The following is a 25,015-nucleotide window of genomic DNA, read 5'->3' as shown; positions in this document are numbered from 1 at the left end:
CTTTTTCGTAAGAACCTTTTCCCCCACTGCCAGGTGATGGGTTACTTGGACTAATACCAGCTCCACTAATGGGAGGAAGTTGTAAGTTAAAAGTTTCAAGTTCTTTTAAAACCTCTTTACGCACTTCTTTCAAATTGACATTTAAATTTTCTAAAACTTGTGCGGCAACGCCATCTGTTTGTCTTAATAAACCAAGCAACAAATGCTCTGTCCCCACATAATTATGATTTAGATTGGCTGCTTCTTCATTTGCAAACTCAAAAACTTTTTTCACTTTTCCAGTTAAGGCGGGATCCCCGTAAACTTGGATTTCAGGTCCGTATCCCACTAATTTTTCTACTTCACTGCGCACGGTTTCAAAATCAATATTAAGATTTCGTAAAACGTTAACCGCAACACCTTGGCCTAGTTTAAGTAGTCCTAAAAGGACATGCTCTGTGCCTAAATAATTATGATTAAGTCGCTGCGCTTCTTTTTTGGCTAATTTAATAACCTGTTTTGCACGATTCGTAAATTTATCAAACATGTTGAACTCGCTTTTTTTTAGAATATCAGATGCTTTGGTTTAATGATGATCTATTATCATTAAACCATGGAATAAAGTGCAAAAGACTCTTTCGCTGCAATTAAATTCACTCTCAAAATTCAATTATATAAGTCAGCGAAATGAATTTGAAAGCAATCAACTGTTTGTGCCCAAATGTAGTTTGCATCTCTATTTTTTGCAAAAAAAAAGTTTAAATAAGTAATTTGATTATAAATTATTAACTTCTAGGAAATTGGAAATAATGGATTCTTAATATTTTTAATGATAAGCTTTCATTTATTTTTTAGCAATCACATAAAACAACTGCTAAATACTAAAACTTTTGGCAATTCTATCGGCTAATAAACGGGCTTGCAAAACTCTATCATTTACAGAAACCCCGTCAAAAGAATGACCTGTAAAAGTGAATTGGGGATAAAGAGATAAAGATTGAGATAAATTGATTAAAGTTAGGTAATGTCCAATTTGATATTGAGGGATCGCCTGTTTGGCTAAAGAAACATAAACTTCATCTGGCACAGAATCAATCGCCAAATGCCTTTCGATAGAAGATAATGCAAGGGCTAATCCTTTTTGCCTATCATCTATCTGAGGGTGCTGAGTTCCCCCCATCATAACTGTTAAGCGAGTGTGCTCAGGAGAAAAATTTTGCTTAGGGAACACTGCAGAATCCCATACACATCCCAAAATCGATTCTTTTTCTTGAAAGGGAATTAAATAACCAAAGCCAGATTTTTTTAAAACAGGTCGACGATAACCGCAATTGACAACCATCACAGAGGTTGATTCCATAGACTGTAGCAGTGAGGCCGTTTCACTAAACTCTGAACCAAGTAAAGGAGCCAATTTTGAAGCTGGCAAAGCAGAAATCAAATGATCAGCTTTAAAAACTTTTCCGTTATCTAAAACAACTGTGGCTCCCTCTTTTTCCATTTCAATCATTTTCACGGTAGAAGAAAAATGAATATTAGCATCTAGTTGATGCATAAAAGATTGTATTAAATATCCCATTCCTTGCTTAAAGGAAAAAAGAGGTTGTTTCATCCAATGTGAAACAAAAGCGCTAGAGGGAGTTTTTTCTTTTTTTTGGTTCCATATTCCTTTAATTAAAGATCCGTTTTCTTGTTCCCACTTCCAAAAAAGAGGAAAACAGCTTTTCATGGATAATTTTTTGCAATCTCCGGCATAAATTCCTGAAACAAATGGATCAATTAAACGGGAGGTCCATTCTTTTCCAATACGTCGGCTAAAAAATTCTTCTATAGATTCATCTTTTTTTGATGTCCTTGGAGAATTCAAATCACGATAAACCGCTTTGAGCCATCCTTTAACAAGAGGGTTGAAAAGGATATGTAAAAAGGAATTGGGTAAAGGCTGTAATTTTTTTTGAAAATAAAGAAAACGAAGGTTCGCAGAAGGATGTGCCCCAATGATTTCATTACATAATCCTAATTCTTCAATGAGTTGAAGCATTTCTCTTCCAGAGCCTTTTGAACGGCAACTGCGTGGACCTGTCTCAAACAAAAATTCTTGAGAATGAATCGTTTGAATCCACCCTCCAGCTCTTGAATTTGCTTCTAACAAAGTAAGTTGAACAGAAGATCCTAATAGTTTTTTCAAAAACCATGCTGTTGCAAGTCCGCTAATTCCAGCACCTAAGATCACGATATGTTTAACCACGCCTTTCCCTCACAGATTCAACAAAAGTGCGAACTGCCTCTTCAGAAACATCAGGAAAGATGCCATGCCCTAAGTTTAAAATAAACCCTCGATCTCCTTCCATTTCATCTAATAAAGCATTTACCTCTTCCCTGATTTTGGGCAAAGGTGCATAAAGCAAATCAGGATCTAAATTTCCTTGCAAAGCAATGGGATAAGGAATGACATCACGCATCCGTTTTACCCGACAATTCCAATCTAATCCAACAGCTGCAGGTTTAATAGAAGCTAAATCTGGACCAAAAACCGAGGACCCTCGACAAAATAAAATGAGAGGAATATCTTTTTTTAATCCTTTTAAAATGTACTTTAAATAATTTAAAGAAAACTCTTGAAATTGACGATAAGAAAGAGTATTTGCCCAAGAATCAAAAATCTGTAAAGCATGTACCCCCGCATCAATTTGCATATTGAGATAAGCAATCGACCAATCTGCTATTTTCCGAAGTAAAGTATGAAATCCTTGCGGCTCATGATACATCCAATGTTTAATTTTTTTGAAGTCTCGGCTAGTTTTTCCTTCGATCATATAACTTGCCACAGTAAAGGGTGCTCCACAAAAACCAATTAAAGGAACATTTAATCGGGGTTGTAAACATCTAATTCCTTCCTTGACAAATTCAAGAGAAGTAAGATCCTCGGGCATCGCAAGTTTTTCAATATCGTGAAGATTAGTGATAGGTTTTTCTATAATAGGTCCTACCTTATCTTCAAAACGAACTCCTACTTTTAAGGCTTCGGGAATGACTAAAATGTCTGAAAATAAAATAGCTGCATCGACTCGATAAGCTTCGATAGGCAATAAGGTAACTTCAGCAATCAATTCTGGATTGTGACACATATCTAAAAAAGAGTATTTTTCTCTTAATGCTCGATAAGAAGCTAAATGGCGCCCGGCTTGTCGCATAAGCCAGACGGGAGGCCTGGAATTATTGCGACAATGCAGGGCTTGAAGCAGTCGATCATTAAATGAACTACTAATGATATTTGAAACAACAGAATTAGATACATTTTTTTGGCTATAAAATACGTTCAAGTATAGCCTCAACGGTAAAACCAAATTCTTTCGCTAATACACCCGCAGGAGCTGAGGCTCCAAAATGTTCCATACAAATTGCAATGCCATCACGGCCAATGTATTTATGCCATCCAAGGTCAACACCAGCTTCAATACTGACCCTTTTACCAATATCTCCACCAAACAGACTTTCTTTATAATCTATAGGTTGCTTTTCAAATAAAGCCCAGCAAGGCATAGAAATAACGCGGACATTTTTACCAAGTTTTTCTAATTCATTTGCTACGTTCATCGCTAAACTCAATTCCGAACCAGTTGCAACTAAAGTAAAGTCAGCCTTTCCTTTTTCTTTTTTTACGATATAAGCCCCTCTCCCCATTCCTTCAACATAAGGAATGTTTGTTCCAGCTAAATCAGGTAAATTCTGGCGAGACAAAATCAAAGCCGTAGGGCCTTTATATTGCAAAGCTGCAATCCAAGACATTTTCACTTCATAACTATCTGCTGGGCGAATCACTTGTAGTTGAGGAATAGCTCTTAAAGCTGCATAATGTTCAACAGGTTGGTGAGTAGGCCCATCTTCCCCTAAAAAAATAGAATCATGGGTAAATTGATAAAAAACTTGTGCATGTTGTAAAGCCGCCAAACGAATTGCATTACGCATATAATCAGAAAAAGTTAAAAATGTTCCTACAAATGGAAGAATCATTCCAGTCTGATAAAGACCAGTCGCTATTGTCGCCATCCCAAATTCTCGCACACCGAACTTAATATTGCGTCCATGAAATTCGTTAGGAGCAATTAAAGAAAACTTCTTTAACATTGTCATATCGGATGAAGATAAATCAGCTGACCCTCCATATAATTGCGGAATCATATCTGCTAAACTATTGAGAACTTCTTGAGAAGCTTTACGTCCAGAAATTGGAGCTTTAATCATCAGATGTTGAAGCTTCTGCTCGAAATCATCGGGAAGTTTGTGATGTAGCATGATTTCTAATTCTTGGAATTTAGAAGGATTTTCTTTTGTCCATTCTTCAAATATTTGCTTCCACTCATTTTCTTCTTTTGCATCGGAAACAAGCTTATTTTGAAAGTAGTTGATGACAGCTTGAGGAACATAGAAATCTTCTTGAGGAATGCCCAGTTCATCTTTAGCTGCTTTAATCTCTTCTACTCCAAGAGGTGATCCGTGGGCTTTATAAGTCCCTCCTTTATTCGGGGCTCCTTTCCCAATAATAGTATGAGCTATAACTAAACAAGGCTTTTCTTGATAGTGTCGAATTTGAGAAAATACAGTATCAATAGCTTCAATATCGTTTCCATCTATTTCAAATACATCCCAACCATAAGCCTTATAACGAGTTTTAGTATCTTCTGAAGAGCTTTCTGCTAACGGTCCATCTAAAGAAACGTGATTCGCATCATAAATAGCAACCAAATTATTCAATTTTAAATGACCTGCTAATGAAGATACTTCTGAAGAAATCCCTTCCATTACACAACCATCGCCCATTAACACATAAACTTTATTATTAAAAATGGGATGCTTTTCTGTGTTAAATTTTTCTCCAAGAATTTTAAATCCAAGTGCTTGACCGACAGCATTACCTACACCTTGCCCTAAAGGCCCCGTCGTTGTTTCCACACCATCCGTCATAAATGATTCTGGATGGCCTGGAGTTGGGGAATGAAGCTGCCTGAAATTTTTGATGTCTTCCAACGTGATTTTGTAACCAGCTAAGTGTAGACAAGAATATAACCACATAGATCCGTGTCCAGCAGATAAAATAAAACGATCTCGATTGAGCCATTTAGAATCTTTGGGATTTTGCTTAAGATAATAACCATATAAGTATGCACCAAGTTCAGCACATCCCATTGGAAGCCCTGGATGACCTGAATCTGCTTTTTGAACAGCATCCATCGAAAGACCTCGAATGGTATTTGCTATTTGTTTCATGATTTGCTTTTGCTCAAAATCGAGAGGTTGAGGCACTGAAACTTGAAGATGGCTGCTCATATTTTTCACCAAATAAATTTAAAGATTAAAAAAACTTAATGTAGCTCTAATGCATAAAAAGGCGCAAGAAAAAGGGTTAAAACCTAAACTTGCCGTTTTTCCACCTCCTGGCTTTTAAAAAAATTGAAAGATAAATAAACTTTTAATAAGTATATAAATTTTAATTTAAATTCCATTTTTTAAAATTTACGATTACCGTTTATCCAGCTATTTATGAAATCGTCTAAGGACAAGCTCAAAATGAGTGTCTAATTCCTCGTTATTTTGAGACATTAACTCAAGTTTTTATGCATGCTCATTGATTCTATCGGGTTTTTTAAGATATGACGCTTTTTTAAGTATTTAAGCAAAAAGAATATGGTTATCTTAACTGTTTATGGAGCAGTAATACATTTTATAGAGGGGATTTTACCACTTGGGGAACTGATGCCTTAAATTAACTTTATTGATTAAATATGCCGAAGAAATTTTTATTATTAATATCCCGCATCTTCATTTTAGTCTTTACATTTAAAAAATACGTTTTATTAACGTTTTTCTTAACCATCCTCTTGAAGATCGAAAATCTCTTCCTAAAACAACCATTTTTTTATCAGCTTCTTTTCAAACAAAATTTTTAAATAAAGCTATTCTTTTCAAACACAATTTTTTAGCACATTTTTAACAGCTAATATAGTCGGAAAGCTCAACTTTTCTATACAAAGTTAATGCAAAGCTGATTTGATGTTTGGTAAAACTTGAATTTTACATCTTAAATCCTTACATTTAATCCTAAAATTTCATTAATAACCTAAACGATTTTTAAGTAAATAAACTCAAAACTCAGGTTAATAACTCTCTCGGTCAAAATCTTACACGAGCACTTATGTTAACACAATCTATCAGACGCCAATTCTTAGAATATTTTAAAAAACATCAACATCAAATCGTTTCTTCCTCTTCAGTTCTTCCTCACGACGACCCCACTCTTCTATTCAACAACGCAGGAATGAATCAATTCAAGGACGTTTTTTTAGGGAAGAGTTACCGCGATTATAACCGTGCAGCTACAAGCCAAAAATGTATTCGAGTGGGAGGAAAACATAACGATTTAGAAAATGTTGGTCATACGAGCAGACACTTAACATTTTTTGAAATGTTAGGAAACTTTTCATTTGGAGATTATTTTAAAACTCAAGCCATCCAATTCGCCTGGGAAGTTTCTACACAGGTCTTTGGATTCGAACCCGAACGAATTTGGCCAACAGTTTTCCGAGAAGATGATGAAGCATTTGAGCTTTGGACTCAATATGTTCCAGCTGAACGCATTACTCGTTTCGGAGAAAAAGATAATTTTTGGGCAATGGGAGATACAGGCCCTTGTGGGCCCTGCTCGGAACTCTTATACGATCGAGGATTTGATTACGGAAATGCCACAAAACCATCCGAAGATCCTTCTGGAGAACGATTCTTAGAATTTTGGAACCTGGTTTTTATGCAATTTAATCGACAAACGTCGGGTGTGCAAAATCCTTTACCTAAACCATCCATAGACACGGGTGCGGGACTCGAGCGAGTTATCAACTTAAAAATGGGAGTTAATAGCGTTTTTGAAACGGATATTTTAAGAAGTATTATTGCTCAAATTGAATTACTTTCAGGAATTGCTTATCATCCACAAGATCAACAATCTGCTGCTTTTCGAGTCATCGCTGATCATTTGCGTTGCCTCTCTTTTGCTATTGCCGATGGTGTTCAACCTAGCAATGTTGATCGAGGTTACGTACTAAGAAAAGTTCTTCGAAGAGCTGTTCGGTATGGACGAACATTAAAGCTTGAAAAACCATTTTTAGCCGAAGTTCTTCCTCAATTAGTTTCTACTATGGGTAGCGATTATCCAGAACTTGTTAAAGGGCAAGATCGCATTGCGGAAATTTTGACAATCGAAGAAGAGGCATTTATTCGCACTCTCAAGCGAGGGGGAAATATTCTTAATCAAGTGATTGAGAAGTCACAGGCAAGTCATCAGATAATTTCTGGTGATGATGCGTTTAAACTCAAAGATACTTATGGACTTCCAATCGAAGAAATTCTCTTAATCGCTAAAGATTCAGAATTAAAAGTTGACGAACCACGCTATCAACAATTAGAAGAAGAAGCAAAGCAAAGATCTCGTCACGTTCATAAAACTGTTCATCAAATTGCGGGAGAAAATATTTTCGCAGATTTTGTCAAAGTTCGAGGTGAAACTAAATTTGCTGGGTTTACACAAAATTCTTTAAAAAGTTCAGTCGTAGGGCTTTTTGTCAATGGAGAATTCGTCGAAGAAATGCAATCTGGGCAAGAAGGACTCGTCTTCTTAAGCGAAACCCCTTTTTATGCTGAAATGGGTGGACAAGTCGGCGATACTGGAACATTAGAAAATTCGAATTCCAAGTTCATCATAGAGGATTGTGTGGTACCTTATAAAGGTTTGATCGCACACAAAGGAAAATTGAATACAGGTTCTCTCAAAAATGGTGAGATAATTACAGCCTCGATTGATAAAAAACGGCGACAAAAAATTGCCAACAATCATACGGCAACTCATTTACTGCATTGGGCATTACATCAAATACTTGGAGAACATATTAAACAAGCAGGCTCAGTTGTCGATCCTCAACGCCTTCGCTTTGACTTTAGCCATCATAAAGCTCTTACTTTAGAAGAAAGCCGACAAATTGAAGACTTGGTCAATCAAAAAATTAGAGAAAACCTGCCTGTCAAATGTTATGAAATCAAGTATGAAGAAGCGCAAAAAAAAGAAGATATTAAACAATTTTTTGGTGAAAAATATGGTTCAACTGTTCGAGTGATTGATATTGACTATTCAAAAGAACTCTGTGGAGGCACTCATACGTCAGCTCTTGGAAATATTGGACTTTTTAGAATTTTGAAAGAAAGTGGCATTGCAGCAGGAATTCGAAGAATTGAAGCAGTCACGGGCGCAGAAGCAGAACTTTTACAGCGACAGGAGGAAGATTTACTTCGCACATTGGCTCAACAATTAAAAGTCCCTATTCACCAGGTATTAGAGAAATTAGAAAAACTTCAAGAAGAAAATAAGCAATTTATCGCTGAGCTTAAAGAAATCAAAAAGAAAGAACTTAACGTTTTAATCGACGGTTTTATAAAAAAAATTGAACAATTAGGAAACATCTCTGTTTTAATTTTAGAAACTGCACTTTCTGTCGAAGAATTGCGACTTTGTGTAGATTTAATCAGTGATCGAATCCCTTCTGCAGTAATTATTTTAGGGGCAATTTTCCCTGATAAATGCCAAATTTTAGTAAAGATCAGCGATGACCTTGTTAAACAAGGTATTAATGCCAACGAAATTATTAAAATTTTAATGCCTATTGTAGAAGGAAGTGGGGGTGGAAAACAACATACCGCACAAGGCGGCGGTAAAAAACCAGCTATGTTAGGAGAAGCCTTTAAGCAAATACGAATTTACTTAAAAGAAAAAATGAATGTGAAATAAAGATTTGACGGCTCAGATTTACACACCAAGCCGTTTTTTTAAGCTACCAAAATTTTTATTCATTCAGACTTGACTACAAATTAATCTCAATTTGTCTAGCCTTGAATCATTAATTTAATTGTAAAATGATACTAGCATACCCTTAAAATTGGCTTATTCTTGATTGATTTCAAATATCACATGAACATTTGCTCGCATTTCAACGAGGCCAATTTCAATAGGAACCTCATAAGTATTGTCAAAGCTTTGTTTAGTTGCCATCAACATTCTTGGTGTTGAATAATTCTGTTGATTAGGGTCTAAATCTAGAGACAAAACACGAACAAGACGGACATTTGCAGCTTTAGCTAAAGCATTTGCATCTTCAAATGCGTTTTGAGTTGCCAATTGAATGACTTCATGACGATAAGCTTGAGGATTATTCAAATTGAAATTGATTTGACTTAATTGATTGGCTCCAGCCTCGACAACAATCCCAATAATTTTCTCGATCAAACTGAGCTTACTTGTTTTTATATGAATCGTATTCGTAACTTCATAATGAATAATTGTAGAGGCTTCTTTTTTTTCTATTGAATCAGTATAGTGATAAATAGGTTGAATCGTAAAATGCCCTGTTTGGTAATCTTGAACATTTAAACCTAAATCAGTGAGCTGCCCAACTACTTTACGCATTTTTTCATTATTAGCTTGAACTGCTTTTTTAGATTCAGGGTCTTGTGTGACGACAGAAACACTCATTTCCAATTGGTCAGCAGGTTTAAAAATAGTTGCTTCCCCTTTTACCGTTAATTGTGGCAAATTAGAGCTATTAAATTCTTCCCCATAAGCTTGAGAGGAAAAAAAATACAAGATTAAGAATAGCAAACTCATTTTCTGCTTCATGACTTTCTCCCTTTTGTTAAGCTTGTTATGACAACTGTGCTTTAAACTAAATAAAAAAAATAAACGATAATCTAGCAGCTGCATACCTTAAACTTAAAATCTATTTACTATGTTAAATAGTATTTTTAAAGTTTTATTTTTAGTAAATTTACCCATTCACAAAAGATTTGTTTTGGATGGTTAAACTTTTCAGAGGAGTTAATTACTTTGAATGGAAAAAAAGGGAGTTGAAATGTTCTCTGATAATTCTACATAATAACTAAAAGTTATTTCTTTTTTAGACTAAGATGTTTCATTGGCCTCTTTTCGAAAGACAGGATGACATCATATATAACTCAAATAAATGGATTAAAAAACTCTTTGCCCATGATTTTTGAAAAGATGTTAAAAAGTGAGCGAATTCTTGCTCTTCAAAAAGCTTTACAGCATACCAAAGATATCCTCTTGATTGAAGAGTTATGGAATGCTCCAAAAGCCTTAATTGCAGCTCTTGCTCAACAAGTCAGCGGTAAACACGTTTTAATCTTAACAGGTTCTAGTCAAGAGGAAGCTCGACTTTTTCATGATTTAAGCTTTTTTACAAACTGTCCCACTGTCGACTTTCCTTCTTGGGAAACACTCCCTTCAGAAAATGTTCCTCCTAGCCCAGATATTGTTGGCGAGCGATATCAGCTCTTAAAGAAAATTAATTCGTCAAGCGAGCCTCATATCATTTTGACTAGCTTACAAGCCTGTTTGCAAAAGCTAATTGCTCCTTCTGCTTTTCAAAAGCTCTATCTCACACTTAAGACAAATGAGAGCTTTTTTTTTGATGATCTTATTCAAAAACTTAATTTGATGGGATATCAACGAAAATTTATCGCTTCTGATAAAGGAGAGTTTGCAGTACGCGGTGGAATTATCGATGTATTTCCTGTTTCCTCTCCCGATCCTTACCGCTTGGAGTTCTGGGGAGATGACTTAGAATCTATTCGTATTTATGATCCAATTGGGCAAATATCGGTCAGAACAGTCGAGCAAATTGATATTGCACCCGGTCTAGAACTTGAATTGCTCAATCAATCAAATGAACAGGCTTCTTTTTTAGATTATTTAGGGCCTGAAACATTAATTATTTTTGATGATCTTCTTGCCTTAGAAGATCGATACGCCTCTTTAATTAGCTTAGGAGCGAATAATAAATTTTTTAGTTCTATTGAAGAATTTATTCAATTATTGACTCCCTATCAAAAAATGTTTTGGTCACAAAAACCAATTGAAGAGCTTAGTGAAGTCAAACACCTAGATTCTAAACAAAGCGGTTATTATTCTCAGACGACAAATTTTCACAACCTCAAGTTTCAAATGTTTAATCGTGATTGGACCGTTAAACGTTGGCGTCATCCTTTTAATACAATTACAAATTATTTTATTTCTCAAGAAGAACAAGGGGACTTTAATGGGGATGAAATTCTTTATCGTCTGCCTTCCCTTTCCCATGAAACTTTTAGACTTGATCTTTTATGTGCAAGTGAATTAGAAGAAAATAACTTACGTCAAAAAATCCTTTCAAATAATATCCATTTACCTAAGCAAACCACTTATCAAATCGGTTATCTCTCAAGTGGCCTTGTCATTCAAGATCAAGAATGGATGATTTTACCCTTAACGGAACTAACGCATAGATATAAAATAAGGCGACAAAAGCTTCGAAGTACCTATCATACCTCTCCTGCTGAAACATATGATTTGACTCCTGGAGAGATGATAGTTCACTTAAATAATGGAATTGGACGTTATCTTGGAATCGAAAAAAGGGCTAACCACTTAGGCATTCTCAGTGAATTTTTCACAATCGAATATGCTGATCAAGCTAAGTTGTACGTTCCCTTTAATCAAGCACACCTTATCACTAAATATCTTGGATCCAATGAAGTCATTCCGAAATTACACACAATCGGGAGTAGTAAATGGAAAAAAGCCAAGGAACATACAGAAAGAGCAATTCTAGGCTATGCTTCTGATTTACTCAAAAGCTACGCAGAACGAGAAATTAAAGAAGGCTTTGCTTATCCTATCGATTCTGCGGATTTACAATCTTTCGAAGGTGAATTTCCTTTTTCCGAAACCGAGGATCAATTGGCAGCCATCTCCAGCATTAAACAAGACATGATGTCTAAAAAAGCGATGGATCGTCTCATTTGCGGAGATGTAGGCTACGGTAAAACAGAAGTGGCTATGCGAGCGGCTTTCAAAGCTGTGACAGATGGAGCTAAACAAGTGGCGGTTTTAGTCCCCACAACAGTCTTAGCCATGCAACACTTCGATAATTTTCTAGATCGTATGGCTAATTTTCCAATTAATATTGGAATTCTTTCTCGCTTTCGTACTCAAAAGCAAATTCAAGAAACATTGGAAGGTATTGCTAACGGTTTTATTGACATCGTTATTGGAACACATCGCATTATTGGTGAAGATGTCAAATTCAAAGATTTAGGCCTTGTCATTATTGATGAAGAACAACGTTTTGGAGTAAAAGCCAAGGAACATCTCAAGAAAATTAAAATTGGAGTTGACTGTCTCACACTTTCTGCAACTCCTATCCCTCGTACTTTATACATGTCTCTCATCGGCGCAAGAGACATGTCAGTCATCAATACCCCTCCTCAGGATCGATTACCAACAAAGACTATTATCACCGAACCTAGCGATCAAATTATTCAGAATGCCCTTTTAAGAGAATTGTCTAGAGATGGTCAAGCATTTGTTATTCACAACCGTGTTGAATCAATCTACTCTGTTAGTAATCGAATTAAATCTCTTTTACCACAAGCGCGTGTTTTAGTCGCACATGGACAGATGCACGCCGATGAAATCGATGCCACATTTCATGCTTTTAAAAGCGGTCAAGCAGATATCTTAGTCGCCACAACGATCGTGGAAAATGGCGTAGACATTCCTAACGCAAATACGATCTTAATTGATCGTGCAGATCATTTTGGTTTGGCGGCGCTTTATCAACTTCGTGGAAGGGTTGGAAGATGGAATAGAAGAGCGTATGCTTATTTTTTGGTGCCCAACTTAAGAGTAATGCCTGAATTAACACGTAAGCGTCTTCAAGCACTATCTGAAGCGAGCGGATATGGAAGCGGAATGAAAGTGGCCATGCGAGATTTGGAAATCCGCGGGGCAGGTGACATTCTAGGCTTAGAGCAATCGGGACATGTATCTTCGATTGGATTTCACCTTTATTGTAAAATGCTAAAACGAACAATTCAGACATTGCAAGGCAAATTACCAAGCATCGTCACAGAAACCAAAATCGAATTAACTATTGATGCCAGACTTCCAGAAGATTATGTCAATGAAGTCAGTTTACGTATGGAAGTTTATCAAAGATTAGGTGAAGCTTTTTCACTTGAAGAAGTAGATTCCATTTGGTCAGAAATTCGAGACCGATTTGGGCCTCCTCCAGAACCTGCGCAATGGCTCTATCATTTAACACGCATACGAGTTCACGCTTCTCGCTTTGGATTTACTCTCATCAAACAAGAAAAGCTTTCTTTAACAATGGAAAAAGGCAAAAAAGGTAAAGATCTTATAATTCGGAAAATTCTGATGCCAAAATTTAAATCTCCCCAAGAACTTGAAACTAAAATTATAGCAGAATTAAACCAAAAATTCTAAAGAATGTCATTAAATCTGCCTGCACAAACCGGCTCAATAAAAATAGGGAAAAAAAGACCATTGCCAAAAGAATGCATTGTTGCTCAGGCTGTGGATATCAAACAACCTGAGATTTCAATGCTCCGTAAAACACTTTAGCCTCGGATTGGATGGCCGAAGAATAACTTCTAGGAGCCTTCGCGTTTTAGTCGAGGGAGCAGTCAGGACTTCCAATGATAGAGCAATACCCTTTTATGCTACGGATTTGGAAATTTTTTCACCTAATTATCTTTTTTTGATCAATATCCCTTGTTAAGGCTGATATAGTTTGGCCTGCATCTTTGGATAACGAAGAAGGTATATTTTATAAAAATTTTCGGCTAATACTTTTAAAATGGCGTAGAAAGGTGTAGCCAATAATAATCCTATTAACCCATACAGAGATCCTGCTGCTAAAAGAAGTAAAATGAGAGTTAAAGGATGAATATTTAGCCTTTGTCCCATAATTTGTGGGGACACAATATTTGATTCCGTTTGTTGAACGATAGCGAATACTGCAATGACTTTTAAGGTCATTGTAGGGCTATGTGACAATCCTGTTAATACAGCGGGTGTAATAGCTAAAAAAGGCCCCAAATAAGGAATCGTTGTTAAAACTAAAGCCATAATCGATAAGATCAAAGCATACTTTAACCCAATGATTAAATAGCCTATGAATAACATACTTCCAACACTAAAAGAAATTAATACGAGTCCATTAATATAATTGGATAGCGTTTCATCTATATTTTTTAAAATATTGCGCACATTTTGTCCAAAATCTTGAGGAAGATGCTGTAAAAATCCCGAAGCAAAATCATGATCGTCTTTTAACAAATAAAAGACTATGAAGGGGATGACTGCTAAAATTGTGGCTAAACGTGTAAGATATCCTACAATATCTAATAAATTTTGACTCAAAATTGCTGTCGCGTATTGGATTAAATTTAGTAGCCTCCGTTCAATTTCTCCCTCTAAATCAAGTTTAAATCCAGTTGGTAAAACAAAGGTTTGGGAAGAGTTTTTAACTTTTTCCAAAGTTTCTACCGAGGTATTAGCAAAAGCTACAATTTGCGTAGCTAAAATAGGAAACAAATAAGCAAAAAAGATTACTAATACAATTCCAATCAAGACATAGGTCAATAAAATACTAAAGAAACGAGACATTTTTAAATGTTCAAAAAAACAAACTAAAGGTCTTAAGAGATAGTAAAATAAAAAAGAAAAAACAATGGGAATAAAAAGAGAAGAAACAAAGTTAAAAATAGGTGATAAAGTAGTAGCGACATACGAAAATACTAAGATAATTAATAAACCAAGTAAAATTCCGAAAGAATATTTAAAATATTGGTTATAATACCACGGAGAAAATACTCTTTTAACGACTCTCTTTTCTACAAAAGGCTTACCATTTTCCATAAGATTCCTGAATTTTTACAAATGCATTTTTTATTTCTTTCTTCGCGTGCTATTTATCTAACTGCCTTTACTTATTTAAAGCAATGCGTTTTCAAGCTCTTTATTGTGCTAATATTTTTTTTAAAATATAATTAATATAAAGAAGTATAACTTTTTTTTCCTTTGCAATTTGCTTGAATGAAACTAAAAATGGAAATACTTTTTATGAAAACTCATCGGCATGTCGATTTAGAAAAATTGGAGGAAATTAAGCGTATTTGCTTTTTACATCTTCTGGAAGATGGATTATTATCAAAAAGTTCTTTTGATTTAGATCCAGAAAAAATGACAAAGCTTTACTCTAGAGCCTATCAATTATATACGGCTGGTAAATTTCAAAATGCTCAAGCAATATTTAGTTTGTTAGCTCTTGTAGAATATAATGAATTTAATTTTATTTACGGTTGGGCAAGCTGCTGTTTGATGTTGAAAGAATATGAAAAAGCAGCTGAAGGTTACATTCGATGTGGAATGCTTGATCTTAAAAACCCTCTTCCTTACTTTTATGCAGCAGACTGTTATTTGAATAAACAGGAACGAGTTTCAGCATGTATTGCACTGCAGATTGTGATCAGACGAGCGCAATTAAATTCTCAATACTCTGAAATTCAAAAACGAGCAGAGATGACATTAGAAACATTAATGCCTAGTCAACAAAAAAACAAAACAGCCGAGGCATCATGACTATTAATACTAACTCTCTCTGGGCTGAACAACCAGAGCCTTTATCTATAGCTCTTTCACCTCCATTTTCTTCTATAAATTTACAAAAAACTTCTCTTGTTGATAAAGCAAATTCTTTCGAAAAAACGAATGAAGATTTTATTTCTTCTATCACCCCTTCGGATTTGCCAACTTTAATAGAGCCTAATAGCTTAACATTTCAAACAACTTCCCTGCAAAAATTGCTCGAAAAAAAGATTCAAGGAGCAACTGAAATTGTGGAAGAAGCTTTAAAGCTTTTAAACCCTAATTTGACTGAGAAAACGAACAATACGCTTTCAAAAGAAGTCATCGAGATGAAAGATTCTTTGCAAACTTTCTTAAAATTGATGGATACTGCCCTAACTCATTTTCATCCCACACGAAGTAAAATGAATTTTCTAGAAACCTATGATAGCCGGGCATTAATCAACGCAATACTAAAATTATCAGAAATACGCGTACGCTTTTCACAAGAAAATAATTTTTTTCAATCTCTTTTTAAAACACTACCTGCCGCACAAATTAAGATTTTAGCCCCTCTTATAAAGTTTACTTTCGAAGAAATTTGTCAACCCCTTTTAAAATTAAACGAAGAAAAAAAAGTTTTAGGTCACGATGAAAAGATAAATGAAGATCACATGGACACATTTAAACTATTTTGGAAATCATTTTTAAATAAGGAAATTAGTTTCGAGCAAAAAGAAATTCACCCTTTAATTGCTCAAAATCTAAGTTTTCTTCCTCTTCCACAACTCGCTAATAAAATGCTTTCTGAATGGTTATTAGAATCATCGTTACTAAAACCTAATTCTAAAGAAAAAGAAACTTTGGTTACTACTTCTCCCGTCAAATTCAATATCTTACCTTTTGATATTCAGCAAACTCTCGATTTACTGCTTATCAAAATTATCATTCATCAAGCTCTAGGTTTTGTGATGATTCACCAAATCAATCCATTATTTGATCCTTTTGATTTTGGGCTTCAGGTTATTCATCAATGGTTGAAGGAACGGATAGCCGAACTGCTGACTAACAATATCGACGGTTATACATCTTTAGATACAGCGTTAGAAAAAAATCTTATTAAAAAAAGCTTAATTGTTTTTGCATTGATTATTTCTATTGGTTATGCAGAGCAAAGCCATTCCTCAAGAGTTAAAATAGCTCAAACCCTAAAAAAAATAGCTTCTCATTCTAATTTACACGAGCCTTTTTTTTATGCTAATGCTGCTCTCATTTTAATTCAGGGGTGTGAAAAAGAGGGAAATCAATTAAGGTTTCAACAATTTATTCGCTACCTTGCGAAAGAAACAGAAATTAACGGCGAAGACATGGAAAAATGGAGATTACTTCAATATTTATTAATTGAGATGATGAAAAAAATTTCAACAATTTTAAACCTTCCCCTCTCTTCGGATGTCGATCCTCTTCATAAAGAAAACTATTTTTCCATGATCATTCAAGGATAAACTAGGAAAGAATAAATCCGTTTAAAAAAAACCAAGTTGTCATTATTTTTAAACGCATCCTTCGTTTTAAAAAGAGAATTTTAATCCAAAATAGTACTTTCAAATCGCTTTCGATTTCCTCTAAAAATCCCTTTAGCTTCATTTTTTAAGGCAATGTCTAAAGCACGCATAATTTGAACGCCTTTTTCGACATGTTCTCCCGTATAAGTCTTAAAAACATTTTCAGAGCTTTTCTTGGTTTTAATTCCATCCTTATTCAATGGGAGATCTGAAATCAATAATAAAGCCCCTAAGGGAAGCTTATGGCTATAACCTCCCATAAATAATGTAGCACACTCCATTTCAATAGCTTGAGGACGCGTAGCTTTTAAACGTCTGCGAAATTCTTGATCAAACTCCCAAAAACGTTTATTAGTTGTATGAGTAATTCCCACATGATAAGCCGTCTGTGTTTCATCTAAGACATTTGTCACAATTTTTTGAACGAGAAAATTAGCCAAAGAAGGAACTTCGGCCGGAAAATAAAAATCTGAAGTACCTTCCCCACGGATTCCTGCAATAGGAACAAAATATTCACCTATCACATAATGCCTTCTTAATCCGCCACACATTCCAAGTAGTAAAGCGGCACGAATGGGTAAAAAAGCACAAAGATCTACAACCAATGCAGCTGCAGGTGAGCCTATCTTAAAATCTAAAATGGAAACTTTTTCAGTAGGAGAATGAGCTACTTTAAATGTTGACCCTTCAATGACAGGTACTTCTCGACTATCGGCAAAATATTGCACATACTTAGAAAAATTTGTCAGTAATACGTATGGTTGAAAATCTTCAACTGGAGATCCAGAATAACGCTCCAAGGTATCTCGGGCAATTTTTTCTTGCAATAATCGCTCTTCTTCTATTTCGAGGAAATTGTGATTCATAATCATTCCTTTAATCTAATAATCTAATTGTAAGGGCCAAGCAAAGGTCCAAATGTTGGCTTTTTTTTAACAGTGACATGATGATAATAACAGTCACAGCAGATCTTTTTTGAAACAAATGCATCCGAAGTTCATATTTTTTGCGATTTTCTATAATATAACCTCATTTTAGACAACCATAATAACGGAGAACAAGATCCCGAGGATGGTTTCTCTGTTGTCTTGGATCATTGATGATTTTTTTTTCAAAAAATTTGATCATTAATGTCCCAAATAATCCTTTCTTTTTGGTTTTTTTCTAATGACGATTTGTTCTCCCCTCCATCAAGATCAGGCATTTTACAATCAATGATTCCATGATTGAGCTCAACTTATTCGTTTGTTAAAGGTTTATCATTTAGATAATTTTTATATTTCTTAAACTATATATTCAAACTTCGTGGTGAATTTAAACTTAATACTAGTTTGATCTAACTTAGCAACTTCAGGAAAAATTCAGAAGTTCTTTTGATGATTCAACGATTTTGTTTCATTTAATGCATAAAATGGCGTTTTCAAAGAAAGCAAATTTCTGGACTTTCCATCACTTTTTAACGTATAGTGAATGATCTAAAAAATTCAAAATTTGAGTTATTAGGTTTTTAGTAAAAAGTTTTATCATTTATCAATGACATTAAAGCTTTCATTTAATTACCTAAAAATAACTTTTATATTTATCAAACGCGAATTTAGAATAAGTAATTAATTTTTTTACTTATTTCTAATCCCGTTATCAAAATAAGATTTTAGCAAAGGAATGTGATCTATGGCACAAATGAGCACAAGCGAAATCAGGGGTGGAGTAAAGGTAGAGGTCGAAGCACAACCCTACACTATCATCAGTAATGAATTTGTCAAACCAGGTAAAGGGCAAGCCTTTAACCGCATTAAAATGAAACATTTATTAACAGGACGTGTCATCGAGCGTACATTCAAGTCCGGAGAAAAGTTAAATCTTGCTGATGTTGCCGAAGAAGAAATGCGAATGCTTTACAAAGAAAGTGATGGGGTCATCTTTATGGATGAGAAAAGCTTCGAACAAATTAAAATTCCTTTAGAAAGCATTGGAGAGACTGTACAATGGTTATTAGACGATCATGTCTATGAAGTAATTTTTTACAATGGAAATGCCGTTAACGTTGAACCTCCTACATTTATGGAAATGGTCATTACAGATACTTCTCCTGGTGTTAGAGGAGATACGGCATCAGGTAGAGTTTTAAAACCAGCTATATTGGAAAGCGGTGCAAAAGTTCAAGTTCCTATTTTTGTAGAGCAAGGTGAAAAAATTAAAGTAGACACTCGTACTGGAGAATATGTTTCGCGAGTTTCGAGCTAATCAGTGCACCTGTCTAAAATTTCAAGATTACATGATCGAGCTACCATGCTCGGTCAATCCCGTCATTTTTTTGCGGCCCGCCAAATTTTGGAAGTTGATTGCCCCTGTCTTAGTTTAAGAGCATCTATCGATGCCCATATTGACTTAATTCCCGCACTTTATCATCAACAAGAAACCTGCTATCTCCATTCTTCTCCTGAATATGGAATGAAACGCCTTTTGGCTGAGGGCATGGGTGATTGTTATCAGCTTTCTCACGTTTTTCGCGATGGAGAATTAAGTTCTAAGCATAATCCTGAATTCATGATGGCTGAATGGTATCGTTTAGGATTTGATTTAGAACAAATGATTGAAGAAACAGTTGCTTTTGTTCGTTTGTTCTTAGGTAATCTCTCCTATCAAACCATTAGTTATCGAGAACTTTTTCTTAAATATACAGGGATCGATTACTGTTTAGCAACGAATCAAGAATTATTTGCTTATATTCAAGCTCATCAAATTCCATTTTATACTTCCATTCTTGAAGAAGGACGGGATGCCCTCCTTAATCTTATTTTAGGAGCTCAAATTGAGTCGCAATTAGGACAACAAGAATTATGTGTGTTAGCTTATTATCCAGCCACACAAGCTGCTCTTGCTTGTAAACGCAAGCATGGCGCAGAAGAGGTTGCAGAAAGATTTGAGATTTATTACAAAGGAGTTGAATTAGCAAATGGTTACCACGAACTTACAGATGCCAAAGAACAAGAACAAAGATTTTTAGCCAGCAACAAACAAAGAATCGATCTTGGCAAAAAATCACTCCCTTTGGATTTTTTATTTTTAGAGGCTTTAAAAAAACTTCCTGATTGTTGTGGCGTTGCTGTTGGATTTGATCGCTTGATGATGTTGCGACACCAATCGACAACTATATCAGATGTCATTGCTTGGGGATGGGTGGAAGCATAAAATCCAAAACTAATGGCAATAATAAAGAGCTTTCGTTAAATTTATTTTGAAAAGAATTAAAGATTCCATCCCAATGTAAGAGTATTGCCTAATAACCCCGTAAGATTGACAACTAAAAAAGAGAAAAATAAGCAAATATAGTAAGAGCACAATCCCTTGGAAGAATCGCGGCCATATTGATTGCGCAAGTGGCATGCCCATAGCGCTAGAATGACAGTGACTACGCCAAAATAACGATGCCAAACAAATACGTCATTTAGTGTATCGGGATAAAATTGGCCTAATGACAGCGCAAATCCCAACAAAGCAGTAATGGGCACTAAAACTGCCGTAGAAATGATCATAAAAACAGCTGCATTCTCAAAAAAAGAAGTTCTATGCCAAGCAAATAAAATTTCTGCAAAAACAGCCATAGTAAGCAATGCGATGGGAAAATGAACAAAAATGTGGTGTAAATGGCCAATTTTGACCACCCAATCAGTCCAATTTTTTTCTGGGATATATTCTATACCTTGCATTTGAGCGATAAATGCCTCAGGATGATGTTCTTCATAAGCTTGAAGAAAGGCCTGTGATAAAAGTAATAGACCAATTAAAATCCATCGATTCTTCATTATTACTCCGCTTCCGCACAATGACAAAAATCTTCTCACAAAAATGCTTTTTTGTGCAGCTAATTGCAGAACAGGCTTATTTTCATTAAATTTTATTTATTTATCTCCCTCAAATTCAAGCGGAAAACTGAAAATACCTTGCAGATCAAACTGGAAAACTTCAGAAAGCCCGCCAAGCAGCCTAGACTAAAGAGTTAAAGATGCATTAATAAGTGTTTCAACTCCCAAAATCATCTAAAATAATATTTTCTCGCGGAACTCCATACTCATCTAATAATTTAAGCACGCTTTTATTATGCATTGGAGGGCCGCAAACATAAAACAAAGATTCTTCTGGATAATCCATCTTTTTAAGCTGTCCTTCTTCAAAAGCTTTAAAAAGAAAGTTTGTTTTGATAGGATCCTTGACAGGCCAGCCTTTTTCTAAATCTTCTGGGAGTGGTTCTGATAAAACTAGTCGATAAGCAAAATTAGCATACTCTTTTTCTAATTTTTCATATTCATTTTGATAGATATTTTCTTTTAAAGATCTTGCTCCATACCACATGGTTAGTTTTCTTGAGGTTTTTTCAGTATTGAATAAATGAAGAATGTGGCTTCTCCCAAAAGAAGAACCTGCACCTCCAATTAAGAAAACCAATTCTCGCTCATCATCAATCATGAACGACTCTCCATAAGGACCAGACAAACGAATTTTATCTCCAGGTTTTAAACCAAATGCATAAGATGAACAAATGCCCCAAGGAACATCATTTTGCATTTTTCCATTTAGAAAAGGTGGTGTTGCAATACGAATATTAAAAATTAACTTCCGTCCTTCCGCAGGATAAGACGCCATCGAGTAAGCTCTTATGACTTCATTGGGTTTTTGAGGTAAATGGGAAAAGTCAATTTCTTTACCAAATAAGCCAAATTTTTCCCAATCGGCATAATATTTGGGGTTCATCGTTGTTTTCCAATTTTCTGTATTTGTTTTGAAAGAAGGAACATGAAATTGTAAATATCCTCCCGATTGATAAGGAACTTCTTCTCCTTCGGGAATTTCGACAATTAATTCTTTAATAAAAGTAGCAACATTATCATTACTTAAAACTGTTGCTACCCATTCTTTAACTCCTAAGGCATGCTCATCAACTTGAACTTGTAAATCCCTTTTTAATTTGGATTGACAGGAGAGGCGCCAACCATCATTCAGTTGTTTTTTTGAAAATGTATCCATATCAGTTTGTAAAGGAACACTAGCTCCTTCAAGGATTTGAACTCGACACTGTTTGCAAGTAGCTTTTCCCCCACATGGGCAAGGAATGGGGATACCATGGGAGGTCAAAGCATGAAGAAGCGTTCCTCCTCCCGGAGTATGAATAGTTAAAGCATCATCTTGATTGATTTTAATTGTACACGTTGCAGAGTTAACAAACTTGGCCTTTGTAAAAAGAATTAAAGCTGTTAAACCGACACCTATCAACACAAAAGCAGCAATTGCATATAAACTTAAAACAGGATCAAATCCTCCAGAATCAGCAACAACAATCGGCAATATTTTTTCGGGAATAGTGAGCTGAAATAAACACCGGAAAGCGAAAACAATATCTAGAAAAAAAAAATAATTTATCATGCAATCCTACAGGTCAACAAAATGTTAAATGATTTATTTCTACCCTCAGTCATTATATTATACAAGGTATAATCTGCTAGTATTTTCCCAGCAATAAAAATGGTAAGCTCATTTATTGATACCCTTAAGTTTTATTTTTTCTGTGAGAGTTTGATCTTTTAAAACAAATCTATTATTGGCAAAAACTTCCTAAGTGCATAAAATGCCAAACTTGATATTTTTTATGAATGAGGAGTTTTTTATGGTTAATTTAAAAAAAATTGAGACAATGCAGGCTCCAAAAGCTATTGGTCCTTATTCCCAAGCTGTGTTAGCAGATAAACATTTGTATGTTTCTGGACAGCTGGGCATTGATCCAACGACAGGGAAATTAGAATTAAATGATATTTCTCTCCAAATCAATCGGGTTTTAGATAACCTTGAAGCAATTCTTAAAGAAGCTGGATGTACATTTCAAAATATCGTTCGTTGCGATGTTTTTCTCAAAGATTTAAATGATTTTGCAATCGTTAACGAAGTTTATAGTAAACGATTTTCTCATTCTATTCCCCCAGCAAGACAAACTATTCAAGTGGCAAAACTGCCTCTAGACGCATTAGTAGAAATCTCTTGCATTGCTATAATTTCTTAATATTAATGAATTTTTAAAGGTATTCAAATGGAAAAAGGTTCTCTTCAAATACACAGTGAAAATATTTTACCAATCATCAAAAAATGGCTATATTCTGATAAAGACATTTTTATGAGAGAATTGGTTTCTAACTCCTGCGATGCGATTCAAAAAGTTAAAATATTACGCGACCAAGGAGACGTAGAAGTTAAAGATGAAGATTTTCGTATTGATATTCAAATAGATAAAGAAACTCGTATCCTAAAATTTATCGATAATGGAATTGGAATGGATGCGGAAGAAGTAAAAAAATATATTGCGCAAATAGCTTTTTCGGGTGCTGAGGAATTTTTAAATAAATATCAATCAAACCAAGAAAGCGAACAAATTATCGGTCATTTTGGTTTAGGTTTTTATTCTGCTTACATGGTCGCTGATAAGGTAGAAATCAACACACTTTCTTATAAAAATGAGGCTGAACCTGTTCTATGGATTTGTGACGGATCATCTGATTATGAAATGGATCGTGGGACTAAAAGTAGTAGAGGAACAGAAATTACTCTCTTTATTAGTAAAGATAGCGATGAATATTTAGATAAAGAACACTTAAAAAAAATCTTAACACACTATTGTTCGTTTCTCCCTTATCCCATTTATTTAGATGGTCAGCGAATCAATGAATTTGAACCCTTATGGATTAAATCTGCTTCTGATTGTACAAAAGAAGATTATTTAAATTTTTATCACCAATTATTTCCTCTGGAAGAAGACCCTCTTTTTTGGGTTCATCTTAACGTCGATTATCCTTTTCGTTTAAAAGGAATTCTTTATTTTCCTAAAATCAAACGTGATTTTGATATGAATAAAAGTCATGTTAGCCTTTACTGCAATCGAGTTTTCGTTTCAGACAACTGCAAGGATTTAATTCCCAACTACTTAACTGTTTTAAAAGGAATTATTGATAGCCCAGACATTCCATTGAATGTCTCCAGAAGCTATTTACAAATGGATCGCACTGTTCGACAACTTGCAAGTCATATTTCCAAAAAGGTTTCGGATAGCTTGTCTACCCTTTATAAAACCGACCGGGAAAGGTTTATTCAAGCTTGGCAGGATAGTTCTGTTATCGTCAAATTAGGAATTTTAGAAGATGATAAATTTTATGAAAGAGCTAAAGAGTTTTTAATTTGGAAAAATACTGATCAAGAATGGTTGACTATTCCTGATTATCTAGAAAGAAATAAAGAGAAAACGAAAGATAAAGTTTTTTATGCTACCGATGAGAAAATTGGCGCTCACATGATGGATATTTATAAACAACAAGGTATTGAAATACTATCAGCTAATAGTCCTTTAGATCCTTACCTAATCAATTTTCTAGAAAATAAATTAGCCCCTATCACATTCCAGCGTATTGATGCTGAAGTACATGAAAATCTAGTGGATAAAAGCCGAGAAAAAACAGTTCTTGATGCTGAAGGGAGAACTGAAGCAACCAAGCTTGCTGAATTTGTGCAAACTAAACTGAATGATGATAATGTTGAAGTCCAAGCGAAAAGTTTGGCCTCTGATTCACTTCCAGGTTTTATTGTGATTGATGAGAAACAACGGAGAATGCGTGAATACATGATGCGCTTAGATCCAGAAGAACGTAATATCCAAATGTCTTTATTCAATAAAAAAACTTTTGTGATTAACACAAACAATTCTCTTTTTGAATCGATTCAAAAGCTAGACCAACAAAATCCAAATTTGGCAAAAGATTTGACCCAAGAAGTTTATGAGCTTGCCCTTCTTTCACAAAGAGAAATGGAACCTCATTCTTTACATGAATTTGTTAATCGAAGTAATCGTGTCTTAGAAGCTTTAACAAAAGAAGCTCTTAAAAACACATAAATTTCTTCGCTTGAACTC

Annotated in this window: 16 protein-coding genes and 1 pseudogene; 8 read left to right on the top strand and 9 right to left on the bottom strand. The window is 34.9% G+C overall.

Annotation, left to right across the window (positions count from 1 at the left end):
• Nucleotides 1-64: 64 nt before the first annotated feature.
• The 4 genes and pseudogenes from BU804_RS17375 to tkt all read right to left on the bottom strand — a co-directional run.
• Nucleotides 65-526, bottom strand: a pseudogene (locus tag BU804_RS17375) (Clp protease N-terminal domain-containing protein); the annotation flags it as partial.
• 327 nt (nucleotides 527-853) lie between these two features.
• On the bottom strand, nucleotides 854-2,227 hold the full coding sequence (hemG, locus tag BU804_RS03645) for a protoporphyrinogen oxidase (RefSeq protein WP_075883016.1): 1,374 nt from the start codon (nucleotides 2,225-2,227) through the stop codon (nucleotides 854-856).
• On the bottom strand, nucleotides 2,220-3,302 hold the full coding sequence (gene hemE, locus BU804_RS03640) for a uroporphyrinogen decarboxylase (RefSeq protein ID WP_226996119.1): 1,083 nt from the start codon (nucleotides 3,300-3,302) through the stop codon (nucleotides 2,220-2,222). The genes hemG and hemE overlap by 8 nt, the downstream gene beginning before the upstream one ends.
• The gene (tkt, locus tag BU804_RS03635) at nucleotides 3,286-5,307 is read right to left on the bottom strand and encodes a transketolase (protein ID WP_075883015.1); all 2,022 of its coding nucleotides are present in this window, start codon (nucleotides 5,305-5,307) and stop codon (nucleotides 3,286-3,288) included. Before tkt ends, hemE begins: the two co-directional genes overlap by 17 nt.
• An 865-nt stretch (nucleotides 5,308-6,172) precedes the next feature.
• On the opposite strand from tkt, the gene alaS reads away from it, so the two are divergent.
• Nucleotides 6,173-8,809 (top strand): alanine--tRNA ligase, encoded by a 2,637-nt coding sequence (gene alaS, locus BU804_RS03630; RefSeq protein ID WP_075883014.1) that lies wholly within the window; start codon nucleotides 6,173-6,175, stop codon nucleotides 8,807-8,809.
• 153 nt (nucleotides 8,810-8,962) lie between these two features.
• Here the strand turns inward: alaS and BU804_RS03625 are convergent, their stop codons facing one another.
• Nucleotides 8,963-9,694, bottom strand: coding sequence for an SIMPL domain-containing protein (locus tag BU804_RS03625; RefSeq protein ID WP_075883013.1), 732 nt, complete (start codon nucleotides 9,692-9,694; stop codon nucleotides 8,963-8,965).
• A gap of 318 nt (nucleotides 9,695-10,012) precedes the next feature.
• Here BU804_RS03625 and mfd point away from each other — a divergent pair, with 318 nt between their 5' ends.
• Nucleotides 10,013-13,360: a transcription-repair coupling factor gene (gene mfd / locus BU804_RS03620; RefSeq protein WP_226996118.1), complete on the top strand. Its 3,348-nt coding sequence runs from the start codon at nucleotides 10,013-10,015 to the stop codon at nucleotides 13,358-13,360.
• A 291-nt stretch (nucleotides 13,361-13,651) separates the two neighbouring features.
• Here the strand turns inward: mfd and BU804_RS03615 are convergent, their stop codons facing one another.
• Nucleotides 13,652-14,797 (bottom strand): AI-2E family transporter, encoded by a 1,146-nt coding sequence (locus BU804_RS03615; protein ID WP_079988584.1) that lies wholly within the window; start codon nucleotides 14,795-14,797, stop codon nucleotides 13,652-13,654.
• A gap of 204 nt (nucleotides 14,798-15,001) precedes the next feature.
• Here BU804_RS03615 and BU804_RS03610 point away from each other — a divergent pair, with 204 nt between their 5' ends.
• Complete coding sequence (locus BU804_RS03610) at nucleotides 15,002-15,520, top strand: SycD/LcrH family type III secretion system chaperone (protein WP_075883012.1); 519 nt, start codon at nucleotides 15,002-15,004, stop codon at nucleotides 15,518-15,520.
• The gene (locus BU804_RS03605; RefSeq protein WP_075883011.1) at nucleotides 15,517-17,010 is read left to right on the top strand and encodes a hypothetical protein; all 1,494 of its coding nucleotides are present in this window, start codon (nucleotides 15,517-15,519) and stop codon (nucleotides 17,008-17,010) included. The genes BU804_RS03610 and BU804_RS03605 overlap by 4 nt, the downstream gene beginning before the upstream one ends.
• Before the next feature lie 80 nt (nucleotides 17,011-17,090).
• On the opposite strand, the gene BU804_RS03600 is transcribed toward BU804_RS03605, so the two are convergent.
• Nucleotides 17,091-17,936 (bottom strand): AMP nucleosidase, encoded by an 846-nt coding sequence (locus BU804_RS03600; RefSeq protein WP_042282395.1) that lies wholly within the window; start codon nucleotides 17,934-17,936, stop codon nucleotides 17,091-17,093.
• 805 nt (nucleotides 17,937-18,741) lie between these two features.
• On the opposite strand from BU804_RS03600, the gene efp reads away from it, so the two are divergent.
• Both efp and epmA read left to right on the top strand, forming a co-directional pair.
• Nucleotides 18,742-19,314, top strand: coding sequence for an elongation factor P (gene efp, locus BU804_RS03595; RefSeq protein ID WP_075883010.1), 573 nt, complete (start codon nucleotides 18,742-18,744; stop codon nucleotides 19,312-19,314).
• A 3-nt stretch (nucleotides 19,315-19,317) separates the two neighbouring features.
• Nucleotides 19,318-20,262 (top strand): EF-P lysine aminoacylase EpmA, encoded by a 945-nt coding sequence (epmA, locus tag BU804_RS03590; RefSeq protein ID WP_226996117.1) that lies wholly within the window; start codon nucleotides 19,318-19,320, stop codon nucleotides 20,260-20,262.
• 56 nt (nucleotides 20,263-20,318) lie between these two features.
• Here epmA and BU804_RS03585 read toward each other — a convergent pair whose 3' ends face one another.
• A complete protein-coding gene (locus BU804_RS03585; RefSeq protein ID WP_075883009.1) occupies nucleotides 20,319-20,876 on the bottom strand; it encodes a DUF2231 domain-containing protein in 558 nt (185 codons plus the stop codon).
• Nucleotides 20,877-21,093: 217 nt separating this feature from the next.
• Complete coding sequence (nqrF, locus tag BU804_RS03580) at nucleotides 21,094-22,491, bottom strand: NADH:ubiquinone reductase (Na(+)-transporting) subunit F (protein ID WP_226996116.1); 1,398 nt, start codon at nucleotides 22,489-22,491, stop codon at nucleotides 21,094-21,096.
• 241 nt (nucleotides 22,492-22,732) lie between these two features.
• Between nqrF and BU804_RS03575 the strand changes: the two genes are divergently transcribed.
• Both BU804_RS03575 and htpG read left to right on the top strand, forming a co-directional pair.
• Nucleotides 22,733-23,122: a Rid family detoxifying hydrolase gene (locus BU804_RS03575; RefSeq protein WP_075883008.1), complete on the top strand. Its 390-nt coding sequence runs from the start codon at nucleotides 22,733-22,735 to the stop codon at nucleotides 23,120-23,122.
• A gap of 27 nt (nucleotides 23,123-23,149) precedes the next feature.
• Nucleotides 23,150-24,997: a molecular chaperone HtpG gene (gene htpG, locus BU804_RS03570; RefSeq protein WP_075883007.1), complete on the top strand. Its 1,848-nt coding sequence runs from the start codon at nucleotides 23,150-23,152 to the stop codon at nucleotides 24,995-24,997.
• Nucleotides 24,998-25,015: the final 18 nt, after the last annotated feature.

This window comes from Candidatus Protochlamydia sp. W-9 (genome assembly GCF_001950615.1).
GTDB lineage: Bacteria > Chlamydiota > Chlamydiia > Chlamydiales > Parachlamydiaceae > Protochlamydia > Protochlamydia amoebophila.
Note: the sequence above shows the minus strand (reverse complement) of the source record. Positions and strands in the feature narration are given on the sequence as shown.